The organism is Streptomyces sp. Ru71 (assembly GCF_002920535.1).
Classification (GTDB): domain Bacteria; phylum Actinomycetota; class Actinomycetes; order Streptomycetales; family Streptomycetaceae; genus Streptomyces.
In genome coordinates this window covers 49,756-72,953 of the sequence record NZ_PQSS01000034.1, presented here as the reverse complement: position 1 = coordinate 72,953, position 23,198 = coordinate 49,756, and the positions used below count along the sequence as shown (strand labels likewise).

General features: G+C 71.4%; 20 protein-coding genes and 1 riboswitch. Of the genes, 10 read left to right on the top strand and 10 right to left on the bottom strand.

Going from position 1 to position 23,198, the window contains the following annotated elements:
- Positions 1–41 precede the first annotated feature (41 nt).
- The 3 genes from C3489_RS20875 (at position 42) to C3489_RS20865 (ending at position 1,862) form a co-directional block, all read left to right on the top strand.
- Complete coding sequence (locus C3489_RS20875) at positions 42–254, top strand: DUF5326 family protein (RefSeq protein ID WP_103783516.1); 213 nt, start codon at positions 42–44, stop codon at positions 252–254.
- A gap of 323 nt (positions 255–577) precedes the next feature.
- Positions 578–1,315, top strand: coding sequence for an IclR family transcriptional regulator (locus tag C3489_RS20870; RefSeq protein ID WP_374936763.1), 738 nt, complete (start codon positions 578–580; stop codon positions 1,313–1,315).
- Positions 1,316–1,415: 100 nt separating this feature from the next.
- Positions 1,416–1,862, top strand: coding sequence for an SsgA family sporulation/cell division regulator (locus C3489_RS20865; RefSeq protein WP_103783514.1), 447 nt, complete (start codon positions 1,416–1,418; stop codon positions 1,860–1,862).
- Positions 1,863–1,958: 96 nt separating this feature from the next.
- Here the strand turns inward: C3489_RS20865 and C3489_RS20860 are convergent, their stop codons facing one another.
- A complete protein-coding gene (locus tag C3489_RS20860; RefSeq protein ID WP_103783512.1) occupies positions 1,959–3,455 on the bottom strand; it encodes a YibE/F family protein in 1,497 nt (498 codons plus the stop codon).
- 71 nt (positions 3,456–3,526) lie between these two features.
- Positions 3,527–3,704, top strand: a riboswitch (TPP riboswitch).
- On the opposite strand from C3489_RS20860, the gene thiC reads away from it, so the two are divergent.
- The gene (gene thiC, locus C3489_RS20855) at positions 3,697–5,481 is read left to right on the top strand and encodes a phosphomethylpyrimidine synthase ThiC (protein WP_103783510.1); all 1,785 of its coding nucleotides are present in this window, start codon (positions 3,697–3,699) and stop codon (positions 5,479–5,481) included. Its footprint overlaps the riboswitch before it by 8 nt.
- Positions 5,482–5,567: 86 nt before the next feature.
- On the opposite strand, the gene C3489_RS20850 is transcribed toward thiC, so the two are convergent.
- A complete protein-coding gene (locus C3489_RS20850; protein WP_103783508.1) occupies positions 5,568–5,768 on the bottom strand; it encodes a hypothetical protein in 201 nt (66 codons plus the stop codon).
- Complete coding sequence (locus C3489_RS20845) at positions 5,765–6,277, bottom strand: carboxymuconolactone decarboxylase family protein (RefSeq protein WP_103783507.1); 513 nt, start codon at positions 6,275–6,277, stop codon at positions 5,765–5,767. The genes C3489_RS20850 and C3489_RS20845 overlap by 4 nt, the downstream gene beginning before the upstream one ends.
- Positions 6,278–6,380: 103 nt before the next feature.
- Here C3489_RS20845 and C3489_RS20840 point away from each other — a divergent pair, with 103 nt between their 5' ends.
- A complete protein-coding gene (locus C3489_RS20840) occupies positions 6,381–6,929 on the top strand; it encodes a TetR/AcrR family transcriptional regulator (RefSeq protein ID WP_103783505.1) in 549 nt (182 codons plus the stop codon).
- Between the two features lie 129 nt (positions 6,930–7,058).
- On the opposite strand, the gene C3489_RS20835 is transcribed toward C3489_RS20840, so the two are convergent.
- The 3 genes from C3489_RS20835 to C3489_RS20825 all read right to left on the bottom strand — a co-directional run bounded on the left by C3489_RS20835 (position 7,059) and on the right by C3489_RS20825 (position 10,804).
- Positions 7,059–7,928 carry a hypothetical protein gene (locus C3489_RS20835; protein WP_103783504.1) on the bottom strand — a complete coding sequence of 290 codons (870 nt, stop codon included), beginning with the start codon at positions 7,926–7,928 and terminating at the stop codon, positions 7,059–7,061.
- Positions 7,929–8,145: 217 nt separating this feature from the next.
- Positions 8,146–9,249, bottom strand: coding sequence for a metallophosphoesterase (locus C3489_RS20830; protein WP_258054871.1), 1,104 nt, complete (start codon positions 9,247–9,249; stop codon positions 8,146–8,148).
- Between the two features lie 439 nt (positions 9,250–9,688).
- On the bottom strand, positions 9,689–10,804 hold the full coding sequence (locus C3489_RS20825) for a LacI family DNA-binding transcriptional regulator (protein WP_103783500.1): 1,116 nt from the start codon (positions 10,802–10,804) through the stop codon (positions 9,689–9,691).
- A 434-nt stretch (positions 10,805–11,238) separates the two neighbouring features.
- Between C3489_RS20825 and hisC the strand changes: the two genes are divergently transcribed.
- On the top strand, positions 11,239–12,318 hold the full coding sequence (hisC, locus tag C3489_RS20820; protein ID WP_103783499.1) for a histidinol-phosphate transaminase: 1,080 nt from the start codon (positions 11,239–11,241) through the stop codon (positions 12,316–12,318).
- A gap of 99 nt (positions 12,319–12,417) precedes the next feature.
- On the opposite strand, the gene C3489_RS20815 is transcribed toward hisC, so the two are convergent.
- Positions 12,418–12,813: a cyclophilin-like fold protein gene (locus tag C3489_RS20815; RefSeq protein WP_103783497.1), complete on the bottom strand. Its 396-nt coding sequence runs from the start codon at positions 12,811–12,813 to the stop codon at positions 12,418–12,420.
- Positions 12,814–13,024: 211 nt separating this feature from the next.
- Here C3489_RS20815 and C3489_RS20810 point away from each other — a divergent pair, with 211 nt between their 5' ends.
- The 4 genes from C3489_RS20810 to C3489_RS20795 all read left to right on the top strand — a co-directional run bounded on the left by C3489_RS20810 (position 13,025) and on the right by C3489_RS20795 (position 20,453).
- A complete protein-coding gene (locus tag C3489_RS20810) occupies positions 13,025–14,533 on the top strand; it encodes a cytochrome ubiquinol oxidase subunit I (RefSeq protein WP_103783495.1) in 1,509 nt (502 codons plus the stop codon).
- A 20-nt stretch (positions 14,534–14,553) separates the two neighbouring features.
- Positions 14,554–15,558 carry a cytochrome d ubiquinol oxidase subunit II gene (cydB, locus tag C3489_RS20805; protein WP_103783493.1) on the top strand — a complete coding sequence of 335 codons (1,005 nt, stop codon included), beginning with the start codon at positions 14,554–14,556 and terminating at the stop codon, positions 15,556–15,558.
- Between the two features lie 30 nt (positions 15,559–15,588).
- On the top strand, positions 15,589–19,167 hold the full coding sequence (gene cydD / locus C3489_RS20800) for a thiol reductant ABC exporter subunit CydD (RefSeq protein WP_103783491.1): 3,579 nt from the start codon (positions 15,589–15,591) through the stop codon (positions 19,165–19,167).
- A 227-nt stretch (positions 19,168–19,394) separates the two neighbouring features.
- On the top strand, positions 19,395–20,453 hold the full coding sequence (locus tag C3489_RS20795; RefSeq protein ID WP_103783535.1) for a M23 family metallopeptidase: 1,059 nt from the start codon (positions 19,395–19,397) through the stop codon (positions 20,451–20,453).
- Positions 20,454–20,555: 102 nt separating this feature from the next.
- Here the strand turns inward: C3489_RS20795 and C3489_RS20790 are convergent, their stop codons facing one another.
- The 3 genes from C3489_RS20790 to C3489_RS20780 form a co-directional block, all read right to left on the bottom strand.
- Positions 20,556–21,443: an HAD hydrolase family protein gene (locus C3489_RS20790; RefSeq protein WP_181139765.1), complete on the bottom strand. Its 888-nt coding sequence runs from the start codon at positions 21,441–21,443 to the stop codon at positions 20,556–20,558.
- 65 nt (positions 21,444–21,508) lie between these two features.
- On the bottom strand, positions 21,509–22,420 hold the full coding sequence (locus tag C3489_RS20785; RefSeq protein WP_103783487.1) for an LLM class flavin-dependent oxidoreductase: 912 nt from the start codon (positions 22,418–22,420) through the stop codon (positions 21,509–21,511).
- Positions 22,421–22,487: 67 nt separating this feature from the next.
- The gene (locus C3489_RS20780) at positions 22,488–23,051 is read right to left on the bottom strand and encodes an RNA 2'-phosphotransferase (protein WP_103783486.1); all 564 of its coding nucleotides are present in this window, start codon (positions 23,049–23,051) and stop codon (positions 22,488–22,490) included.
- Positions 23,052–23,198: the final 147 nt, after the last annotated feature.

The window sequence follows — 23,198 nt, the reverse complement described above, 5'->3', positions numbered from 1 at the left end:
CCGGCACCGGTCAACGGGCCGGAGAGGAAAGGGCGAAGGCGATGCGTGAGATTTTCGCGGGACTGCCGTGGTGGGTGAAGTGGGTCGCGGTGCCGGTCATCGCCCTCGTCGTGTTCGGCGGCGTGATCGCCACGGTCGTCGGCTTCGTGATCGGTCTGCTCTTCAAACTGCTGGTCTTCGTTGCCCTGGTCGGCGGCCTGATCTACGTCGTGCGGAAGTTCATGGCCGGGTCGTCCTCGCGCAGCGACTGGTGACGGGCGCCGGCGAGCGGTGATCGCCGGGGGCAGCGCGGTTCCCTCGGGGGAGGGAAGTTTTCCGGACGGCCATTCTGTCCGGGGCGGCGGACGGTTAGAGTCCGGAACCCGACGCGGGGCCGATCCCCCGCGCACGGCGGACACCCCCGCACCCGTGTTCCCCGCACGGGCTCCCCCTCGCGCTTCGGGAGTGACCCTTGGCCACGGTTGACAGCCCACCCGCAGAGCCGCACGCACCCCCCGCGCGGCCCCGCTCGACCACACCCCCGCTGCAGCGACCGGCCACCGCGGCCGACGCCGAGCAGCCGCACACCGCGACGACCCTGATCAGCTCGGTGCAGCGGGCGATGCGCCTGCTGGAAGCAGTCGCCGAACACCCTTACGGCGCCCCCGCCAAGCAACTGGCCCGCGAGACGGGCCTCGCCCTGCCCACCGCCTACCACCTGCTGCGCACGCTGGTGCACGAGGGCTATCTCCACCGGGAGAAGGGCCTGTTCTTCCTCGGTGAGTCGGCCGAACGGCTGGGCAGCAGCGGCGCGGAGCAGAAACGTCGCAGCACGATGGTGGACACCCTCGCGCAATGGCGCGATTCCATCGGTGTTCCCGTCTACTACGCCATGTACCGCGAGGGTGAGATCGAGGTCATGTGTGTCTCTGACACACCCGGCAATCCGGCCGTCGAGGAGTGGGCCGACTTCCGTGAGACCGGGCACGCGCACGCCATCGGACAGTGCCTGCTCTCCCAGCTCGACGAGAGCGCCCGCCGCGACCACCTCGCGCGCTATCCCGTGCAGTCCATCACCCCCTACACGGTGGGCGACAACCACACACTGCTGCGGCGCCTGGAGAGGCAGCGGCGGATGGAGCCGGTGGTCGAGCGGCAGGAGTACGCGCTGGGGACGGTGTGCGCGGCGGTGCCGATCACGGTGGGCACCACGGCCGCCACGATGGCCATCTCGCTACCGGCGCACCAGGCCGACCGGCTGCTGCCCGCCGCGCGCAGACTCCAGGACGAGATCGGACGGCTGCTGGGGTCGCTGGCCCTCTCTATCAGTATCTGAAAACTCACTCCTTGTGATCTCTCGTGCACGTTCAGCAAGATGCCTCCAGTGTCAAGGGGTTCATTCCCGGCCAGTCGACGGCAAGTGACGGGGTAGGCGAATGCGCGAGTCCGTGCAGGCAGTACAGGCAGAGGTCATGATGAGCTTTCTCGTCTCCGAGGAGCTCTCGTTCCGCATCCCGGTGGAACTGCGCTACGAGACCTGTGATCCCTATGCCGTGCGGTTGACCTTCCATCTGCCCGGGGACGCGCCGGTGACTTGGGCGTTCGGCCGTGAGCTGCTGCTCGACGGGGTGGGGAGGCCGTGTGGTGAGGGCGATGTCCGTATCGCGCCGGTCGAAGCCGACACCCTGGGTGAGGTGCTGATCCGGCTCCAGGTGGGCGGCGACCAGGCGCTGTTCCGTTCCTCGGCGCCGCCGCTCGTGGCGTTCCTGGACCGCACCGACAAGCTGGTGCCGCTCGGCCAGGAGGGCTCGCTCGCGGACTTCGACGCCAACCTTGAGGAGGCGCTGGACCGCATCCTCGCCGAGGAGCAGAGCGCGGGCTGACAGGTCACTGGGTTGGCGTAACGGTTCACCATCCGGCGGGAGTGTGCAGGAACGCTTCTGCAGCTCTGTGCTTGTGGCGAGCCGATGGCCCGCGGCTCAGTGCTTGCGGCGCCGCCCCCGGCCGCCACGGCTCGCGGGCACCGGGATCGATCCGGTGTCGGTGCCCCGCGCTCCGGCCGGCGTCGGCCGGCCCGGGCGGTCGGCGGACACCACCAGGGCCGCGAGCGCCGTGGTGACGGGCACCGAGGCGACCAGGCCGATGGAGCCCACCAGCGTGCGCACGATCTCCTCAGCGACCAGCTCGCTGTTGGCGACCGTGCCCACGCTGCTCTGCGCGATGGAGAAGAGCAGCAGCAGCGGCAGCGCGGCACCGGCGTACGCCAGGACCAGGGTGTTGACGACGGACGCGATGTGGTCGCGGCCGATGCGGATGCCCGCGCGGTAGAGCCCGCGCCAGCCCATCGACGGGTTGGCCTCGTGCAGCTCCCAGACGGCGGAGGTCTGGGTGACTGTCACATCGTCGAGCACGCCGAGCGACCCGATGATGACGCCGGCGAGCAGCAGACCGCTCATGTCGATGGACGGGTACAGGCCGTGGATCAGGCCGGTGTTGTCGTCCGTGTTGCCGGTCAGCGCGGCCCAGCCGATGAAAAGCGAACCGAGGACGCCGATCAGCAGAAGCGAGATCAGGGTGCCGAGTACCGCCACGGAAGTCCGTGCCGACAGGCCGTGGCACAGATACAGGGCGATGAGCATGATCGCGCTGGAGCCCACGACGGCCACGACCAGCGGGTTCGAGCCCTGCAGGATCGCGGGCAGGATGAACAGGTTCAGCACCAGGAAGCTGATGGCCAGTGCGACCAGCGCCATCACCCCGCGCAGCCGGCCCACGACCACGACGGCGAGCGCGAAGACGCCGGCCAGCAGGGCCGTGGGGAAGCGCCGGTTGACGTCGGTGACCGAGTACTGCAGGTCCTTGGGCGCCGAGGGCTCGTAGGCGACCACGACCTTCTCGCCCTGGTGCAGCTGCCGCGTCTGGTCCGGCTGCACGATCTCGGTGAAGGTGCGGCCCTTGTCCTTGCCCGTGTCGACCCGGACCGTCGCCTTCTTGCAGCTGCCGGTCGCCTGCTGCTGGGCGGAGGAGCCCTCCGCCGTGGACGTGTCGCCGGTCGGGGTGTCACCGGAGGCGTTGACGGACTTGCAGCTCACCTCGACCACCTGGGTGACCGTGGCCTGCTGGGTCTGGCGGTCGAAGCCGACACCGGTGCGCTGGTGGGGCGGGGCACCCCCGGGCCACAGCACGGCGAGACCGACGACCACCGCCGCGGCGAACGGGATCAGGATCGCCGCGATGACCTTGCGCAGATGCCGGGAGACCGGAGCGGCCGGACCGTGGCTGTGACTGTGCGAGTGCCCGTGGCCGTGTCCGTGCCCGTGCGTCTGCCCCTGCCCGGGCCCGTTTTCCTGCCCGTGCCCGGACCCGTGCCCATGCCCGTGCCCGTGGGCCTCCTCGGCGCCGGGAGCGTGGCCTCTGGCGCCCCGGCCGCGAGGGGGCTCGGACGGCGGAAACGGGGGCTGGTGTGTCGTGGTCACCGACCGATCATCGCAAGAACGGGAGGGGCCCCCTGTTCACCGCGCCCGAATTGACGCTAGCGTGGAGGCACCTTTGCACACGCGGGAGCTCGGAGCACCGGGCTGAGAGGGCGCTGACCTCCGTCTTCGCGATGTTTCACGTGGAACACGTGGTGTTCCACACGAAACGTCGGGCGACGGAAGCCGCTGCGTCGACCGCCGAACCTGTTACCGGGTAATGCCGGCGTAGGGAGTAGGTCTCATGACCAACAAGGACGTACGCACGCCTGCCTCCGCTCAGAGCGAGACGGCTCAGGAGGATGGGAAGTCCATCGGCTGGCACAAGGCATACGTCGAGGGTTCGCGCCCCGACCTGCGCGTGCCGGTCCGTCAGGTGCACCTCACCAACGGGAAGTCGGTCACGCTGTACGACACGTCCGGCCCGTACACCGATCCACTCGTCGATACCGATGTCCGCCGGGGCCTGGCGCCGCTGCGGGAGAACTGGATCATCGCCCGCGGCGACACCGAGGAGTACGCGGGCCGTCCCGTCCGTCCCGAGGACGACGGCATCAAGCACACCTCGCCGCGGGGCGGGCTGCGCAACCTCGACGCGGTCTTCCCCGGACGGCCGCGCCAGCCGCGCCGCGGCCGTGACGGCCAGGCGGTCACGCAGCTGGCGTACGCCCGACGGGGCGAGATCACGCCCGAGATGGAGTACGTGGCCATCCGGGAGAACGTCTCACCCGAGGTGGTCCGCGAGGAGATCGCGGCGGGCCGCGCCGTGCTGCCGGCCAACGTCAACCACCCAGAGATCGAGCCGATGATCATCGGCAAGCGGTTCCTGGTGAAGGTCAACGCCAACATCGGCAACTCCGCGGTGACCTCCTCCATCGAGGAGGAGGTCGAGAAGATGACCTGGGCGACCCGTTGGGGCGCCGACACGGTCATGGACCTGTCGACGGGCCGCAACATCCACACCACCCGCGAGTGGGTGCTGCGCAACTCCCCGGTGCCCATCGGCACGGTGCCGCTGTACCAGGCGCTGGAGAAGGTCGACGGCAAGGCCGAGGAGCTGACCTGGGAGATCTACAAGGACACGGTCATCGAGCAGGCCGAGCAGGGCGTGGACTACATGACGGTCCACGCGGGCGTGCGCCTGGCGTACGTGCCGCTCACCGCCAACCGCAAGACGGGCATCGTCTCGCGCGGTGGCTCGATCATGGCCGCGTGGTGCCTGGCCCACCACAAGGAGTCGTTCCTGTACGAGCACTTCGAGGAGCTGTGCGAGATCCTCGCCGCCTACGACGTGACGTACTCCCTCGGTGACGGTCTTCGGCCCGGCTCCATCGCGGACGCCAACGACGAGGCGCAGTTCGCGGAGTTGAGGACGCTCGGGGAACTCAACCAGATCGCCAAGCGTTTCAACGTACAGACCATGATCGAGGGCCCGGGACACGTCCCGATGCACAAGATCAAGGAGAACATTGACCTTCAGCAGGAGATCTGCGATGAAGCTCCGTTCTATACGCTCGGCCCGCTGACCACGGACATCGCGCCGGCGTACGACCACATCACCTCCGGCATCGGCGCCGCGATGATCGCCTGGTGGGGCACGGCCATGCTCTGCTACGTCACGCCCAAGGAGCACCTGGGCCTGCCCAACCGGGACGACGTCAAGACCGGCGTCATCACCTACAAGATCGCCGCCCACGCGGCCGATCTCGCCAAGGGGCACCCGGGTGCGCAGGAGTGGGACGACGCGCTGTCCGACGCCCGGTTCGAGTTCCGGTGGGAGGACCAGTTCAACCTCGCCCTGGACCCGGACACGGCTCGGGAGTTCCACGACGAGACGCTCCCGGCGGAGCCGGCCAAGACGGCCCACTTCTGCTCGATGTGCGGACCCAAGTTCTGCTCGATGAAGATCTCGCAGGACATCCGCCGTGAGCACGGTGGCAGCAAGGCCGAGATCGAGGCCGGCATGGCGGAGAAGTCCCGGGAGTTCGCGGCGGCGGGCAACCGCGTGTATCTGCCGATCGCGGACTGACGTCGGTCGCGGGCTGACGCCGGTCTCCGGCTGATGTGGACGGGCGGTGCTCCGGTGCGGGATGCGCACGGAGCACCGCTGCCGCGTCAGGAGGTGCAGGTGATCAGCCGCAGGGCCGGGGCGGAGACCACCTGGGTGTGCGGGACCCCGGGGAGCCGGGCGTTGACGAAGCCGCCCTCCAGGGTGAACTCGACGTCCTCGGCGCGGCCCACGGCGTGGCCGTCCGCGTCGACGAAGGCGTAGCCGGGCAGGAGCTCGATCGTGCCCGTGCGCCACTCCCGGCTCACGCGGCCACCTCCGGGAAGTCCAGGTCGGGCTGGGCGAGGTGGTTGAAGTAGTTCGACAGCGTGTTCAGCGCTATGTGGGCGACGATCTCGGCCAGTTCGGCGTCGTTCACCCCGGCTCGGCGGGCGTCGGCCAGCGCCGTGTCCGTGACCCGGCCGCCGGTGCGCATGATCTCCCGGGCGAGGCGCAGCACCGCGTCGGTGTGCGGGTCGGTGTCGTCGGCGGCCTCGCGGGTGCGGGCCAGTTCCTGGTCGGTCAGGCCCAGCTTGTGGCCGCGCAGGGTGTGGGCACTGACGCAGTAGGTGCAGTGGTTCTCCTGGGCGATCAGCAGCGCGAGCTGTTCGCGGACCCGGAGGGACAGCTCACCGCGGCCCAGGTGATCGCGCAGGGCCAGGTAACCGGCCAGGGCGGCAGGGCCGTTGGCGAGCGCCGCGTACAGGTTGGGCAGTCGGCCGAGCTGACGGCGGGTCTCGTCGAGAAGGCCCGTGGGGTCTTCGGTGAGCTGGGGCATGCGGGGCACGAGTCCTCCAGATGGTACCGATCGGTTCCGTCTTGTGGGCGAGACGGTACTGATCGGTTCCGTAATCCGTCAACAGCGGGATATCCTCGGGGACATGGCCACCCACGCACGTGATCGACTCCTCGACGCCGCCGAGCAGCTCTTCTACGCAGAAGGCATCCGCGCCGTGGGCGTCGAGCGCATCCTGGCCGAGTCCGGGGTGGGGCGTGCCTCCTTCTACCGGCACTTCGCCGCCAAGGACGACCTGGTGGTGGCCGTCCTGCAACGGCGGGACCAGGCGTGGCGTGCCTGGCTGGCCGAGCGGGTGGAGGCCCTCGGCGGACAGCCGCTGTCCGTCTTCGACGCACTGGCCGAGCGTTTCGCCAGGGCCGACTTCCGCGGCTGCGCCTTCATCAACACGATGGCCGAGACCGCGGACACCGGTAGTTCCGCGTACCGGGTCGCCGCCGAGCACAAGGAGCGCGTCACGGCGTACGTCGCGGAGCTGCTCGCCCGGAGCGGCCACCAGAACGCGGAGGCACTCGCCCGCCGGATCGTCCTGCTGATGGACGGAGCCATCGTGACCGCGCTGCGCGAGCGCACGACGGCACCGGCCGCGGAGGCGCGCGCGGTCGCCGCGGCTGTGCTGGACGGAGCGCGGTGACCTGCGGCACCGGGGGCAGGGCGCGGTGACCTGCGGCGCCGGTGACCTGGGCAGGGCGCGGTGAGCCGTCGCGTCCGTCAGGTGCCACGGCTCATGACGCCGTCCCCGTTCCCGTGACGGGCCGCCGGGCTATTCCGGCTGGTGTTCCGGGCCCCCGAAATCCGGGCTGGTGAAGTCCGGGCTCGTGAAGCTCGGGCGGGGGCCGGCGGCGGGACCGTCGTCGGGGCTGGTGAATCCCGGCCGGTCGTAGCCCAGGCGCGGGATGCGGCCGAGCGGCACCGACGGGGCCGGGTGCGCCGCGGTCGTACCGCGATCGACGAGGGCCTCGCGCAGAAACGGCACGATGCCGCGTTCCACGAGGGCCTCGCGCCAGGCGGCGTGGGCCTGTACCAGTTCCTCGGGCGGTTCGCCGTAGGAGCCGGTGTCCAGGGACGGACGGTTGCGCAGCGCGGTGAGCAGCAGTCCGACGGTGGCGACGAGGATCGCGGCAGCGGTCAGGGCGCCGAAGACCCAGCCGGCGGTCAGCATGGTCCGCGCGAACGCCGGCTCGGGGTCGAGCATCTTCAGGATGTAGCCCACGAGCAGGAAGATCGCGGCGGCGGTGCCGGCCAGGACGGGTGCGAGGACGGCGACGACGGCGACGGCGCCCGCGCCGGTGGTCTCGGCCATCTCCCCCACGCCGGCGGCGAGCCCCATCGGCGCGCTGCCGGGCTCGGCCGAGGTCGCGGCGGAGGTGCGCTCGGCCTCGGGGCCGGCCGGGACCGGGCGGCGCAGCTCCTCGCGGAGCTTGACGTAGTGCTGGTACTCGGTCGCGGCCGAGGCGGTGATGAGTGCGGTGGCGCCCAGCGCCATGGTGCGCAGCTGTTCGAGGTTGAGCCGTTGTCCGACGGCGGACAGTTCCGGACGGTGTGGTGCGGAGCGCAGCGCCTCATCGAGGATCCGCTCGTACTCCTGGCGGTCCTCGCTCAGCAGGTGCTGCGGAACGCTGTTCATGTGCATCCCCCGATGCTCCGTAGGGCTTGGGGCTCGCATGGCGACGAGCCGTCGGGCAGAAACGGAGGGGAGCCTGCTACGGATAAGCCGATGGTAGAGCGGCGACGGCTCGCGGTGACAGGGGGTTTGCACAAATTGCCGGTGTACCCGGCGCGTTGGGCCCGGCAGGGCACGGTGGCCCCGGGCGGGGGAGTACGGCCCGAGGGGCGGCGTGCGCGAACGCTCAGCCGCCCAGCGGCAGTTGCTGGACCAGCAGCTTTCCGGCCATCGTCACGCCGCCGTCCATCGCGATGGCGAGCCCGTCGGCGTAGACGTGCGGGCCCTCGACGACCGGGCCGGAGTTGTCCTCGCCGTCCTCGGATCCGACCTCGCCCAGCAGATACGGGATGGGGCTGTGCCCGTGAACGATGCGGGTGCCGCCGTACGTATCGAGCAGGGAGCGCACGGCGTCGGCGCCGCCCTCGTCACGGAAGGAGAAGCGCTTGGTGAACTTGCGGAACAGATCCCAGCACTCGTCCGCGTCGTTGCGGGTGAGCGTCTCGCGGACGGTGTCGTTGACCGCCTCGATCGAGTCGCCGTAGTCGAGGTAGGCGGTGGTGTCGGAGTGCACCAGCAGATAGCCGTCGACCTCCTCGACGGCGTCCAGGCGGGCCATCCACTGCAGGTGGTGGTCCTGGAGGCGGTCCATGTCGGTCTTCTGGCCGCCGTTGAGCAGCCAGGCCGCCTGGAAGGTGGCGGTGCCCGCCCCGGAGTTGACGGGGGTGTCGCCGAACCGTTTGGCGCCGAGCAGCAGCAGCTCGTGGTTGCCCATCAGGGCCTTGCAGTAGCCGCCGGCCGCGGCGGCCTCGGCGGACAGCCGCATGACCAGGTCGATCACGCCGATGCCGTCGGGCCCCCGGTCGGTGAAGTCGCCGAGGAACCACAGCCGGGCGGTGCCGGCGCACCACTGGCCCGCCGCGTCGATCAGCCCCTGTGCCTGCAGGGCGGCGACCAGCTCGTCGAGGTAGCCGTGCACATCGCCGACGACGTAGAGCGGGCCGGGGCCGGCCGCGGGCTGCGCGGGGGCCGGGGCGGGCGCCGGGTCGAGGGTCACCTGAACGGTGTCACCGCGGTTGACGACGGGCAGGTCGCGCTGGGTGGGCGTGTAGCCCTCGGGCGGCTCCAGCGGGTCCTCGGCGGGCGGCAGGGCGGGCTCGCCGGGGTGGGTGCTGTGGGCGAACGGACCGGTCTCATGGACGTAAGCGGGCACCCGGAAGTCGCGCAACGTCGCCGTCCGCTGCACCTCGGGTCCCTGACCGGCCCCCTGAGTCATCGACCCCTCCACCATCGCGCCGCATCTGCACCGCTTCGGACTGCCTGGTCGCAGCGGCCCGCGGTGTCGTGGGCCCATCATAGGAATGCGGATCGTTCCGTGTGATGACCCAGGGGTGGTGAATCGGAGCAAGACTCCAGTTCACCGCGGCTTTCGCCCCCGTTTGGGAAGGGCTTTCCCCACCCGGCCGCTCGTTCCCGAGGCCGTCGCCCGGCCCGGAGGGGGCCCGGAGCCCCCCAGCAGTGGCCCGCCGGGCCCGGTCCTGCCCGCCGGGCCGCCCGCCGGGCACCGGGTGGCGACCCAGTGCGTCCCCAACGGGCTCCATACCGGCCGGACGGACCGCTCGCCCCTCGGGCCGCCCCCCTCGGGCCACCCCCCTCGGGCCACCCACTCGGACCGCACCCGGTCCCTCCCCCCGGGACCCCGGCTCTGCCGCGCGCGCCCGGGTGTTCCCCTACCCGTCCCCCTCGGGCGCCCGCGGCGGGCTGACCGTCGTCCGCTGCGGGCGGCGCTGCGAGGACGTACGGATGATCAGCTCCGTCGGTATCACCTGCTCGACCGGCTGGTCGGACTCCACGCCCTCGATGGCGTCGATGAGCAGCTGCACCACGGCCGTGCCGATGCGGCGCGGCTTGAGCGACAGGGTCGTGATGGGCGGCTCGGTGCTGGCGTAGACGGTGGACTCGCTGCAGCACACCAGCAGCAGGTCCTCCGGTACGCGCAGCCCGTAGCGGCGGGCGGCGGCGAGCAGGTCGGTGCCGTTGGGGTCGAACAGCCCGTAGACGGCGTCGGGGCGGTCGGGCCGGGCGAGCAGCCGGTCGGCGGCGACGGCGCCCGCGCACGGGTCGTGCGCCGGGTAGGCCTCGTAGACCGGGTCCTGCCCGACCCGCTCGCACCAGCGCAGATAGGCGGTGGTCGACAGGTGGGTGTAGGTGTCGGTCGAGGTCCCCGCCAGCAGGCCGATGCGGCGCGCGCCGGCGTCGGCGAGGTGGTCGAGGATGTTCAGGACGGCGGCCTCGTGGTCGTTGTCGACCCAGGCGGTGACGGGCAGCGAGCCGGCCGGGCGGCCGTCGGAGACCACCGGCAGACCCTGGCGGACCAGTTCCGTGACGACCGGGTCCTGGTCGGAGGGGTCGATGACGACCGTGCCGTCCAGGGCGACGTTGGACCACACGTCGTGGCGGGAGGTCGCGGGCAGGATGACCAGTGCGTAGCCGCGGGCGAGCGCGGCCGAGGTGGCGGCCCGGGCCATCTCGGCGAAGTAGGCGAACTCGGTGAAGGTGAAAGGTTCATCCCCGTACGTCGTCACGGTCAGACCGATGAGGCCCGACTTGCCGGTACGGAGGGTGCGGGCGGCGGCCGAGGGGCGGTAGCCCAGCCGGTCGGCGACCTCGCGGACGTGGCGCCGGGTCGCGTCCGGGAGCCGCCCCTTGCCGTTCAGGGCGTCGGAGACGGTCGTGATGGAGACTCCGGCGGCGGCGGCCACGTCCCTGATGCCCGCCCGGCCCGGCCGGCTGCCTCGGCGTGAGGTTTCCGCGCGGCTCACCTGGTGCTTCCCTGCTGCTGTCATGGCGAGGTGATAGTAGGGCTCATGCCGCGGGGTAGGGCGGACGCATATGCGCGCATTGACAGGCACGTTTCTGCATGGTCGCCAGGTGGCAAGTGCCTTGGAAAGCAAGGTAGTTGGGCGTTCTTCCGTCAGTACGTGATGCGTTGACGTGGATAGGCCTGCCGCGCCCCCGATGTCTCGAAGAGGTCTCAACTCACCTTGACGAGGGATGCGCGCCACGGCGCGAGCCACCGGCGCATAGATATATGTACGGAGCGCCCCCCTGCTTCACGCGCCACCACGGGCGGCCCGGGTGAGACGCCGCCGAGCGAGCCGGGTCGGGGGCAGGTGCCGTGGCACAGGCCCTACGCAGCGCGGCCCAATCCTCATAAGGTGAGCAGTATTGGAAGCCGGCGGCGGTGACGGGGCCGCCGGTGGTCGCGAGGAGGACTGCGGTGAGCGAGACGAGCCCGAAGCTGCGCGCCGAGCTGGAGGGTATCCCCACCTACAAGCCGGGCAAGCCCGCCGCGGCCGGCGGCCCGGTGGCCTACAAGCTGTCCTCCAACGAGAACCCCTATCCGCCGCTGCCCGGCGTGATGGAGCGCGTCACCGCGGCCGCCTGCAACTTCAACCGCTACCCGGACATGGCCTGCACCGGGCTGATGAACGAGCTGTCCGAGCGCTTCGGGGTGCCGCTGTCCCACGTGGCCACCGGCACCGGCTCGGTCGGGGTCGCGCAGCAGCTGATCCAGGCGACCTCCGGCCCCGGCGACGAGGTGATCTACGCCTGGCGCTCCTTCGAGGCGTACCCGATCATCACGCAGATCAGCGGGGCGCGCTCGGTGCAGGTCCCGCTGACCGAGGGTGATGTGCACGACCTGGACGCGATGGCGGACGCGATCACCGACCGGACGCGGCTGATCTTCGTGTGCAACCCGAACAACCCGACCGGCACGGTCGTACGGCGGGCCGAGCTGGAGCGCTTCCTGGACCGGGTGCCCAGCGATGTGCTGGTCGTGCTGGACGAGGCCTACCGGGAGTTCATCCGCGACCCCGAGGTGCCCGACGGCGTGGAGCTCTACCGCGAGCGGCCGAACGTGTGCGTGCTGCGCACCTTCTCCAAGGCGTACGGCCTCGCCGGGCTGCGGGTCGGCTTCGCCATCGCGCATGAGCCGGTCGCGGCGGCGCTGCGCAAGACGGCGGTGCCCTTCGGTGTGAGCCAGCTGGCGCAGGACGCGGCGGTCGCCTCGCTGCAGGCGGAGGACGAGCTGCTGGGCCGGGTCGGCTCGCTGGTGTGCGAGCGCACGCGGGTGGTCGACGCGCTGCGCGCGCAGGGCTGGACGGTGCCCGAGACGCAGGCCAACTTCGTGTGGCTGCGGCTGGGCGAGCGCACGGTCGCTTTCGCGGAAGCGTGCGAGCAGGCCGGCGTGGTCATCCGTCCGTTCCCGGGTGAGGGTGTGCGGGTCACGGTCGGGGAGGCCGAGGCCAACGACATCTTCGTGAAGGTGGCGGAGAACTTCCGCAAGGAGCTGTAGAGCTCCGTTTCAGCAGGTCACAGAGGTGGCGCCGCGGGTGCGGCCGCGGCTTGGGTGAGCTGTTTCGCTGTCGAGGGCCGGGTCGGCCGGTGGGCTGGGTCAGTCCTCGATCAGTTCCACGCGGACGGGGTCGCCGTCGCGCACCGTGGCGAGTGCGCGGGCGTCCCCGTCCAGGCGTCCCATCACATTGCACGGGCTGGCCAGGCGGCATTCGTCACCCCGGGAGATCGGCGTCGGCCCGTAGGGGAGGGCGAGGGCGTCGCCGTCCGTCCAGAAGGCCACGGTGCCGGGTTCGACGACCTGCTGGGCCGTGGTTTCACGTGAAACCGAGACCCCGGTGTCGAAGTAGACCTCCTCGCCCCAGGTGCGGGCGACGGAGGTGAGGGGCAGGGCCTTGGCGAGGGCCTGGGTGGTCGCGGTGTCGTCGAGGGTCGCGGTGAGGTGTCCCGCAGGCCAGGAGATCCGAATCCGAGTCGTGGTGCTGTGCGTCTGCATGGCGCGCAATTCAACACAATGTTGAACTCGCTGCCAAGAGTCTGCCGCGGCGGTCAAGGGGGGACCCCCCTTCGAAAGTCGAAAATCGGTGCGTCATAATGGCTTGTGAATGTGAATGCATTCACAAGCGTGTCCGGGTTGCTCCCGCGTTGCGTGTGACAAACAGGGGCAAACCGCAGCCGTAGCACGGCGAAGTAAGGAGACTGACGACGTGGACCTGGCTTTGGCGCCGGAGACACTGGCGCGCTGGCAGTTCGGCATCACCACCGTCTACCACTTCCTGTTCGTCCCGCTGACGATCTCTCTCGCCGCGCTCACGGCCGGGTTGCAGACCGCCTGGGTGCGCACGGAGAAGGAGAAGTACCTCAGGGCGACCAAGTTCTGGGGGAAGCTCTTCCTGATCAACATCGCGATGGGTGTCGTCACCGGCATCGTGCAGGAGTTCCAGTTCGGTATGAACTGGTCGGACTACTCCCGCTTCGTCGGCGACATCTTCGGCGCCCCCCTCGCCTTCGAGGCCCTCATCGCCTTCTTCTTCGAGTCGACCTTCATCGGTCTGTGGATCTTCGGCTGGGACAAGCTGCCCAAGAAGATCCACCTGGCCTGCATCTGGATGGTCTCGCTCGGCACGATCCTGTCGGCGTACTTCATCCTCGCCGCGAACTCGTGGATGCAGCACCCGGTCGGGTACCGGATCAACAAGGAGAAGGGCCGGGCCGAGCTGACGGACTTCTGGGCCGTGCTCACCCAGAACACCGCGGTCAGCCAGGCCTTCCACACCCTCTCCGCGGCCTTCCTGACCGGTGGCGCCTTCATGGTCGGCATCGCCGCCTTCCACCTGGCGCGCAAGAAGCACATCCGTGAGATGAAGACCTCGCTGCGGCTCGGTCTGATCACCGTGGTCATCGCCGGTCTGCTCACCGCGATCAGCGGCGACACCCTCGGCAAGGTCATGTACAAGCAGCAGCCGATGAAGATGGCCGCCGCCGAGGCCCTGTGGGACGGCCAGAAGCCGGCCCCGTTCTCCGTCTTCGCCTACGGCGACGTCGAGAAGGGCCACAACACCGTGGCCATCGAGATCCCCGGCCTGCTGTCCTTCCTGGCCAACGACGACTTCACCTCGTACGTCCCCGGCATCAACGACGTCAACAAGGCCGAGCAGCAGAAGTACGGGCCCGGCGACTACCGGCCCAACATCCCCGTCGCCTTCTGGGGCTTCCGCTGGATGATCGGCTTCGGCATGACGTCCTTCGCCATCGGCCTCGCGGGCCTGTGGCTGACGCGCAAGAAGTTCATGCTGCCGCAAGCGCTGAGGGTCGGCGAGGACGAGGTGCCGCACCTGGTCCTGTTCAAGAACAAGGCGCTCAGCCCGAAGCTCACCACCTGGTTCTGGCGCGTGGCGATCTGGACCCTGGCCTTCCCGCTGATCGCCAACTCCTGGGGCTGGATCTTCACCGAGATGGGCCGCCAGCCGTGGGTCGTCTACGGCGTGCTGCAGACCCGTGACGCGGTCTCCCCCGGCGTTTCCCAGGGCGAGGTCATCACCTCGATGTCCGTCTTCGGCGCCCTGTACGCGATCCTCGCCGTCGTCGAGGTGAAGCTGCTCGTCAAGTACGTCAAGGCCGGTCCGCCCGAGCTGACGGAATCCGACCTCAACCCGCCCACGAAGATCGGTGGCGACTCCCGGGACGCCGACAAGCCGATGGCCTTCTCGTACTAGGCCGAGGGAGCTGCACAGACATGGAACTGCACGACGTCTGGTTCGTCCTGATCGCCGTCCTGTGGACCGGCTACTTCTTCCTGGAGGGCTTCGACTTCGGAGTCGGCGTCCTCACCAAGCTGCTCGCCCGCAACCGGCCCGAGCGGCGGGTGCTGATCAACACCATCGGCCCCGTCTGGGACGGCAACGAGGTGTGGCTGCTGTCGGCGGGCGGCGCGACCTTCGCCGCCTTCCCCGAGTGGTACGCCACCCTGTTCTCCGGTTTCTACCTGCCGCTGCTGGTCATCCTGGTCTGCCTGATCGTGCGCGGTGTGGCCTTCGAATACCGCGCCAAGCGACCCGAGGAGCACTGGCAGCGCAACTGGGAGACGGCGATCTTCTGGTGCTCGCTGATCCCCGCGTTCCTGTGGGGCGTGGCCTTCGGCAACATCGCGCGCGGCGTGAAGATCGACCGGAACCTGGAGTACGTCGGAAGCCTCGGCGACCTGCTCAACCCCTACGCCCTGCTCGGCGGCCTGGTCACCCTGACCCTGTTCACCTTCCACGGTGCGGTGTTCACGGCCCTGAAGACCGTCGGCGACATCCGGGAGCGCGCGCGGAAGCTGGCCCTCAAGGTCGGCCTCGTCACCGCCGTCCTGGCGCTGGTCTTCCTGGGCTGGACGCAGCTCGACAACGGTGACGCCAAGAGCCTGGTCGCCCTGATCGTCGCGGTGGCCGCCCTCGTCGCGGCGCTGGTGGCCAACCAGGCCGGGCGTGAGGGATGGTCGTTCGCGCTGTCCGGCGTCACCATCGTGGCCGCGGTGGCCATGCTGTTCCTGACGCTGTTCCCGAACGTCATGCCGTCGACGCTGAACGCGGACTGGAGCCTGACGGTCACCAACGCCTCGTCGAGCCCCTACACCCTGAAGATCATGACCTGGTGCGCGGCGATCGCCACGCCGGTGGTGATGCTCTACCAGGGCTGGACCTACTGGGTCTTCCGCAAGCGGATCGGCACCCAGCACATCGCCGAACCCGCGCACTGAGGCCGACCCGCGCACTGAGGTGTGTTTCACGTGAAACCAATCGATCCGCGTCTGTTCCGGTACGCCCGGGCCACCCGCCGCTTCCTCGTGGCGGTGGTCGGCCTGGGCGCCGTGGGGGCGGTGCTGGTCATCGCCCAGGCGATGCTCATCGCCGAGACGGTCGTCGGCGCGTTCCAGCACGGCATGCCGGTGTCCGCGCTGCGCACTCCCCTGCTGTTGCTGGTGGCCGTCTCCGGCGGCCGAGCCCTGGTGGCCTGGCTCACCGAGCTCGCCGCTCACCGGGCGAGCGCGGCGGTGAAGTCGGAGCTGCGCGGCCGGCTGCTGGAGCGGGCCGCGCGACTCGGGCCGGGCTGGCTGAGCGGCCAGCGGACCGGATCGTTGGTCACTCTCGCCACGCGCGGCATCGACGCGCTGGACGACTACTTCTCGCGCTATCTGCCGCAGCTGGGACTCGCCGTGGCGGTGCCCGTGGCAGTGCTGGCGCGGATCGCCACGGAGGACTGGGTGTCGGCGGCCATCATCGTCGCCACCCTGCCGCTCATCCCCGTCTTCATGATGCTGATCGGCTGGGCCACCCAGGCCCGCATGGACCGCCAGTGGCGGCTGCTGTCCCGGCTGTCCGGCCACTTCCTCGACGTCGTCGCCGGCCTGCCCACCCTGAAGGTCTTCGGGCGGGCCAAGGCGCAGGCCGAGTCGATCCGGCGGATCACCGGCGAGTACCGCCTGGCGACCCTGCGCACCCTGCGCATCGCCTTCCTGTCCTCCTTCGCCCTGGAACTGCTGTCCACGCTCTCCGTCGCCCTGGTCGCGGTGACGATCGGCATGCGGCTCGTCCACGGCGAGATGACGCTCTACGACGGCCTGGTCGTCCTCGTCCTCGCCCCGGAGGCGTACCTGCCGCTGCGGCAGGTGGGTGCGCAGTACCACGCGGCAGCCGAGGGCCTCGCGGCGGCGGAGGAGATCTTCACCGTCCTGGAGACCCCGCTGCCGGAGTCGGGGACGGCAGCCGTGCCGGCCGGGGCGCTCGCCTTCGAGGACGTCACCGTCCGCTACCCCGGGCGCTCGGCGGACGCCGTGACCGACGTGTCCTTCACCGTCGAGCCGGGCGAGACCGTGGCGCTGGTCGGTCCCAGCGGGGCGGGCAAGTCGACGCTGCTGCACGTGCTGCTCGGCTTCGTACGGCCGGCCGCCGGCCGGGTGCGGATCGGGGGAGTCGATCTCACCGACGCCGACCTGGAGCAGTGGCGGTCGCGGATCGCCTGGGTGCCGCAACGGCCGCAGCTGTTCGCCGGGACGGTCGCCGACAACGTCCGGCTGGCCCGGCCGGACGCCGCCGACGGCGCCGTACGGCAGGCGCTGGCCGACGCGGGCGCGCTGGACTTCGTCGACGCGCTTCCCGACGGTCTGGGCACGCTGCTCGGCGAGGACGGGGCCGGGCTGTCCGCCGGGCAGCGGCAGCGGCTGGCGCTGGCCCGGGCGTTCCTCGCCGACCGGCCGGTGCTGCTGCTGGACGAGCCGACGGCCGCACTGGACGGCCGGACCGAGGCGGACGTCGTCGCGGCCGTGCGCCGCCTCGCCGTCGGCCGCACGGTACTGCTGGTCGTGCACCGCCCGGCCCTGCTGGAGGTCGCGGACCGGGTGGTGCGACTGGAGAGCGCCGTGGAGCCGGCCGCGCGGGCGGTAAGCGGCGGTGAGAGGGGCGCCGACGCGCTCGGGACCCCACACACGGCTGCCGAGACGTACCTAGTCGAGGCCGAAGCCCGATCCGAGGCCGATTTCCGATCCGCAGCCGATGCCCGACCCCATGCCGATGCCCGCCCCGACGCCGACGCCGACGCCGAACCCGGTGCCGCGACTCGCGGCAACGTGCTCGCCCGTGTCCGCGCGATGTCCGGTGCCCGGCGCGGTCGGCTGCTGCTCGCGCTGCTGCTCGGCAGCCTGGCGCTGGGCAGCGCCGTCGGTCTGATGGCCACCTCCGGCTGGCTGATCTCCCGGGCCTCGCAGCAGCCGCCCGTGCTGTACCTGATGGTCGCCGTCACGGCGACCCGGGCCTTCGGCATCGGCCGTGCGGTCTTCCGGTACGCCGAGCGGCTCGTGTCGCACGACGCGGTGCTGCGGATGCTCGCCGACACCCGGGTCGCGGTCTATCGGCGGCTGGAGCGGCTGGCGCCGGCCGGGCTGCGCGCCCGGCGCCGGGGCGACCTGCTGGCCCGGCTCGTCGGCGACGTCGACGCGCTGCAGGACTACTGGCTGCGCTGGCTGCTGCCCGCCGGGGCCGCCGTGCTCGTCTCGGCCGCGTCCGTCGGCTTCACCGCGTGGCTGCTGCCCGAGGCGGGCGCGGTGCTCGCCGCCGGTCTGCTCGCGGCCGGCGCGGGCGTGCCGCTGCTCACCGGCGCCGTCGCCCGCCGCGCCGAACGGCGCCTCGCCCCCGCACGCGGTGTCCTGGCCACCCGGGTCACCGACCTGCTCACCGGCACCGCGGAACTCACCGTGGCCGGCGCCCTGCCCGCCCGCACGGCCGAAGCCGCCCGGGCCGACCGGGAGCTCACCGGGATCGCCGCCCGCGCCGCCACCGCCACCGCGCTCGGCGACGGGCTCGGCGCTCTGCTGGCCGGCCTGACGGTCGCCGCGTCCGCCCTGGTGGGCGCCCAGGCGGTGGCCGCCGGACGCCTCGGCGGCGTCGCGATGGCCGTCGTCGTCCTCACCCCGCTGGCCGCGTTCGAGGCCGTCACGTCCCTGCCGCTCGCCGTGCAGTACCGCCAGCGGGTGCGCGAGAGCGCCGAGCGCGTGTACGACGTACTGGACTCCCCCGCGCCGGTACAGGAACCGGAGCGGCCGCTCGCGGCACCCGCGACGCCCTTCCCGGTCGTCGTGCGCGGTCTGACCGCCCGCCACTCCGGCCAGGTCCGGGACGCGCTCGCCGGTGTCGATCTCACCCTGATGCCTGGCCATCGCATCGCCGTGGTCGGGCCGTCCGGGTCCGGCAAGACGACCCTCGCTCAGGTGCTGCTGCGCTTCCTGGACCCGGCGGCGGGCACGTACACGCTCGCCGGTGCCGACGCCCGCGCGCTCGACGGAGACGACGTCCGCCGTTTCGTGGGGCTGTGCGCCCAGGACGCGCACCTCTTCGACAGCTCGGTGCGTGAGAACCTGCTGCTGGCGAAGAAGGACGCGACCGAGGCCGACCTGCGTGACGCGCTGGCCCGGGCCCGCCTGCTGACCTGGGCCGACAGCCTGCCGGACGGTCTGGACACGCTGATCGGGGAGCACGGTGCCCGGCTGTCGGGCGGGCAGCGGCAGCGGCTGGCGCTGGCCCGCGCCCTGCTCGCCGACTTCCCCGTCCTCGTGCTGGACGAGCCCGCCGAGCACCTGGACCTGCCGACCGCGGACGCCCTCACCGCCGACCTGCTGGCCGCGACCGAGGGCCGTACGACGCTGCTGGTCACGCACCGCCTCGCCGGCCTGGAAGCCGTCGACGAGGTGATCGTGCTGGACGGTGGGCGCGTGGTGCAGCGCGGCCCCTACGCGCGGCTGGCCACCGAGGAGGGGCCGCTGAAGCGCATGGCCGAGCGGGAGGCGGACGCGGAGCGGCTCGTGGCGGTCGTGTGACGACCTGCGGGGAGGACGAGACGACCTCCCGGGGAGGAGGACGACCGGAAGCACCGCAGTGATCGGGAGTCGGGCGTGCCGATCCGACGCGCCGCACTGAACCCGCGTCGGGCGTGCCGGCCCGACGCGCCGTCGCACGCCCGGCGCAACCCGTCCGCAGCAATCCGCTCCCCCAGACGTACGACGCGAGCGGCCCGCGCACCCGCCGCCGCGCGACCATCGCCGGCATGTCTTCATCTCTCCGCCGCCCGCTGCTCGTCGCGGTTCCGCTCTGCGCGTGGGCGGTGCTCGCGGCAGCGCCGCCCCTGCCGAGCCACGGCCAGCCCGTCGACGGCCCCGACGCCGCGGTCAGCGCGGAGGTCGCCCGGCTGTACCGGGACGCCGCCGTGGCGACCCAGCGGTACGAACAAGGCCGACGGGAGGCCGACGCGCGGCGCGCGCTGGCCGTGCGCGCCGAGGCCCTGCTGGACGGGCAGCGGCGGCGACTGGGCGTCCTGCACGAGGATCTGGGGCGGATCGCGCGGGCCCAGTACCGCACCGGTGGCAGCCTGCCGATGACGGCGCGGCTGCTGCTGGCCGACCACCCCGAGCGGCTGATCAGCGAGCAGCACGCGTTCGCCCGGACCCAGGCGACCGTCTCCCGGGCGATCGACCGGAGCCGGCGGGCCCAGGCCCGGCTGGTGGCCGACGAGGCGAAGGCGGCGGCGGACTGGCGGGCGCTGGAGAAGCGCACGACCGCGCTCGCCGCGCTGAGGAAGGACATCGAGGCGAAGCTGGAGGACGCACGGGGGCGTCTGCAGGGGCAGGCCGACGCGGCGGTCGCGGCGGGCAGCTGCCGCGGTGCCGTCCGGCTCGACCAGCCGCCGGCGGACGGCACGCGGGCGTGGGTCGCGCCGGTGGAGACGTACCGGCTGTCCGCGGGCTTCGGCAGCGACGGCTCGCACTGGGCGCACCGGCACACGGGGCAGGACTTCGCGGTGCCGATCGGCACACCGGTGCGTGCGGTGGGCGCGGGCCGGGTGGTGCGGGTGGCGTGCGGGGGAGCCTTCGGCATCGAGATCGTGGTCGGGCATCCGGGCGGCTACTACACGCAGTACGCCCATCTGGCCGCCGTGGCGGTCGAGCCGGGGCAGCGGGTGGTGCCGGGTCAGTGGATCGGCCAGTCCGGCACCTCGGGCAACTCCACCGGCCCGCACCTGCATTTCGAGGTGCGCATCACGCCCGACATGGGCTCGGCGCTGGACCCGCTGCCGTGGCTCGCGGAGCGCGGGGTGCCGGTGGGCTGACGCCACCCGCACCTCGCCGCCCTGCCGCCCGGCCCGCGGCCCCCTGCCCGCCGGACCGGCCCTAGAGGCACTCGGATCGCCCTGGACGCGCTCGGACCGGCCCTACCCCCGCTCGGACAGCAACTGCTCGATCACGACGGCCACTCCGTCGTCGTTGTTGGCGACCGTCCGCCCCGAGGCCGCGGCGACCACGTCGGGGTGGGCGTTGCCCATGGCGTACGACCGGCCGGCCCAGGTGAGCATCTCGACGTCGTTCGGCATGTCCCCGAAGGCCACGACCTCCTCGTGCGAGATGCCCCGCTCGGCGCAGCACAGGGCGAGCGTGCTGGCCTTGGAGACGCCGGGTCCGCTGATCTCCAGCAGGGCGCTGGGGCTGGACCGGGTGACGTTGGCGCGGTCGCCGAGCGCGAGCCGGGCGAGGGTGAGGAAGGCGTCCGGGTCGATCGAGGGGTGGTAGGCGAGGATCTTCAGCACCGGCTCGTCGGGCAGCGGACCGTCCGGTCCGAGCAGCTCCTCGGCGGACAGCAGGACGTCGGGGATCTCCATGTGCAGCTTGGGGTAGTCCGGCTCCTGGTTGAAGCCGTAGGTCTGCTCGATGGCGTAGACGGTGCCGGGTGCCGCGTCCCGCAGCAGCCGTACGGCGTCCAGCGCGTTGTCCCGGGCCAGCTCGCGCACCTTCACGAACCGGTGGGCGCCGGGGCCGCCGTGCAGATCGACCACGGCGGCGCCGTTGCCGCAGATCGCCAGGCCGTGGCCGTGGACGTGGTCGCTGACGACGTCCATCCAGCGGGCCGGGCGGCCGGTGACGAAGAAGACCTCGATGCCGGCCTCCTCGGCGGCGGCAAGGGCGGCCACTGTGCGCGGCGACACCGACTTGTCGTCGCGCAGCAGGGTGCCGTCGAGATCGGTGGCGATCAACCGCGGCGGGAGAGCGGAGGCCGGGGTCTCGGGCTGTCGGGTCGCTGAGGTCACCGAGCCATTGTCCCGCATATGCCCGCACGCCCGTGCGGCACTGTGCACATCTGAGGGCATCTGAGGGTTTCCCCTTGCCGGGGTCACGCCAGCTGGGCGAGGCCCTCCATGGCGATGTCCTCGAAGACCTTCTCGTCCGCCGCGAAGACCGAGTCGGGGATCGGCCAGTGCAGGACGATCTCCGTGAAGCCCAGCTCCTGGTGGCGTCCGGCGAAGTCCACGAAGGCGTCCAGCGACTCCAACGGGCGACCGCGGTCCGGGGTGAAGCCGGTGAGCAGGACCTTCTCCATGCCGGCCACGTCCCGCCCGATGGCCGCGCAGGCCGCGGAGAGCTTCTCCACCTGGCCGCGCAGGGCCTCCACCGACTGCTCGGGCGTGCCGGTCTCGTACAGCTTCGGGTCGCCGGTGGTCACCCAGGCCTGCCCGTGGCGGGCCGCGAGCTTCAGGCCGCGCGGGCCGGTCGCGGCCACCGCGAAGGGCAGCCGGGGACGCTGCACACAGCCGGGGATGTTGCGCGCCTCCTGCGCCGAGTAGAACGTGCCGTCCTGGGAGACCGAGTCCTCGGTCAGCAGCCGGTCGAGCAGCGGAACGAACTCGGCGAACCGGTCGGCACGCTCCCGGGGGGTCCAGGGCTCCTGGCCGCTGGGCAGCAGGGTGGTGGCGTCGAAGCCGTTCCCGCCCGCGCCGATGCCCAGGGTGATCCGGCCCCCGGAGATGTCGTCGAGGGAGATCAGCTCCTTGGCGAGGGTCACCGGGTGCCGGAAGTTCGGCGAGGTCACCAGGGTGCCCAGCCGCAGCCGCTCGGTGACCGAGGCGGCGGCGGTCAGGGTCGGGATCGCTCCGAACCACGGCCCGTCGCGGAAGCTGCGCCAGGAGAGGTGGTCGTAGGTGTACGCGGTGTGGAAGCCGAGCTGCTCCGCGCGGGTCCAGGCCGAACGGCCGCCCTCGTTCCAGCGGCGGTAGGGGAGGATCACGGTGCTCAGGCGCAGACTCATAGCCCCCGAGGGTAGGCGCTCCACGGTGTTTCACGTGAAACGATCACCGCACGGACGCCGGCGGCTGTCAGCGCCCCTGGGGAAAGCGCAGGTAGCGCGGCGGTACGGCCTGGGTCAGCCACACTCCGTTGGCGCTGACGTGGAAGACGTGTCCGTCGCGGTGCATGGCGCCGGCGTCGACCGCCAGCACGACGGGCCTGCCGCGGCGGGCGCCCACGCGCGTGGCCGTCTCCCGGTCGGCCGAGAGGTGCACGTCATGCCGGTTCATCGGCCGCAGGCCCTCGGCGCGGATCGACTCCAGGTGGCGCGCGACAGTGCCGTGGTAGAGGTACTGCGGAGGGGTCACCGGCGGCAGGCCCAGGTCCACGCCGACGCTGTGGCCCTGGCTGGCGCGGATGCGGCCGCCCTCGATCGCGAAGCGCTTCTTGTCGTTGACGGCGACGACGTGCTCCAGCTCCTCCCGGGTGATCGGGAAGCCATGCCCGGCCGCCGCTGCCAGAAGCGTGTCGATCTCCACCCAGCCGCCCGCATCCAGCACCAGTCCGATGTGCTCGGGCTGGTGCCGCAGATGCTTCGAGAGATACTTCGACACCCTCACGACGCGTCGGTCGTCCGTGTCGTTTTCGTTCATGTCGTCATGATGACGCGAGAGACGTGGATCACGCACATTTTTTGGCGCACAGGTTTGATCCACAACCAAGTGCGGTTATCCACAGGCCACTTGACGGTTCTGTGGACAACCGCACCAGAAAACAAGCCGATTGGTCAACTGACTTTG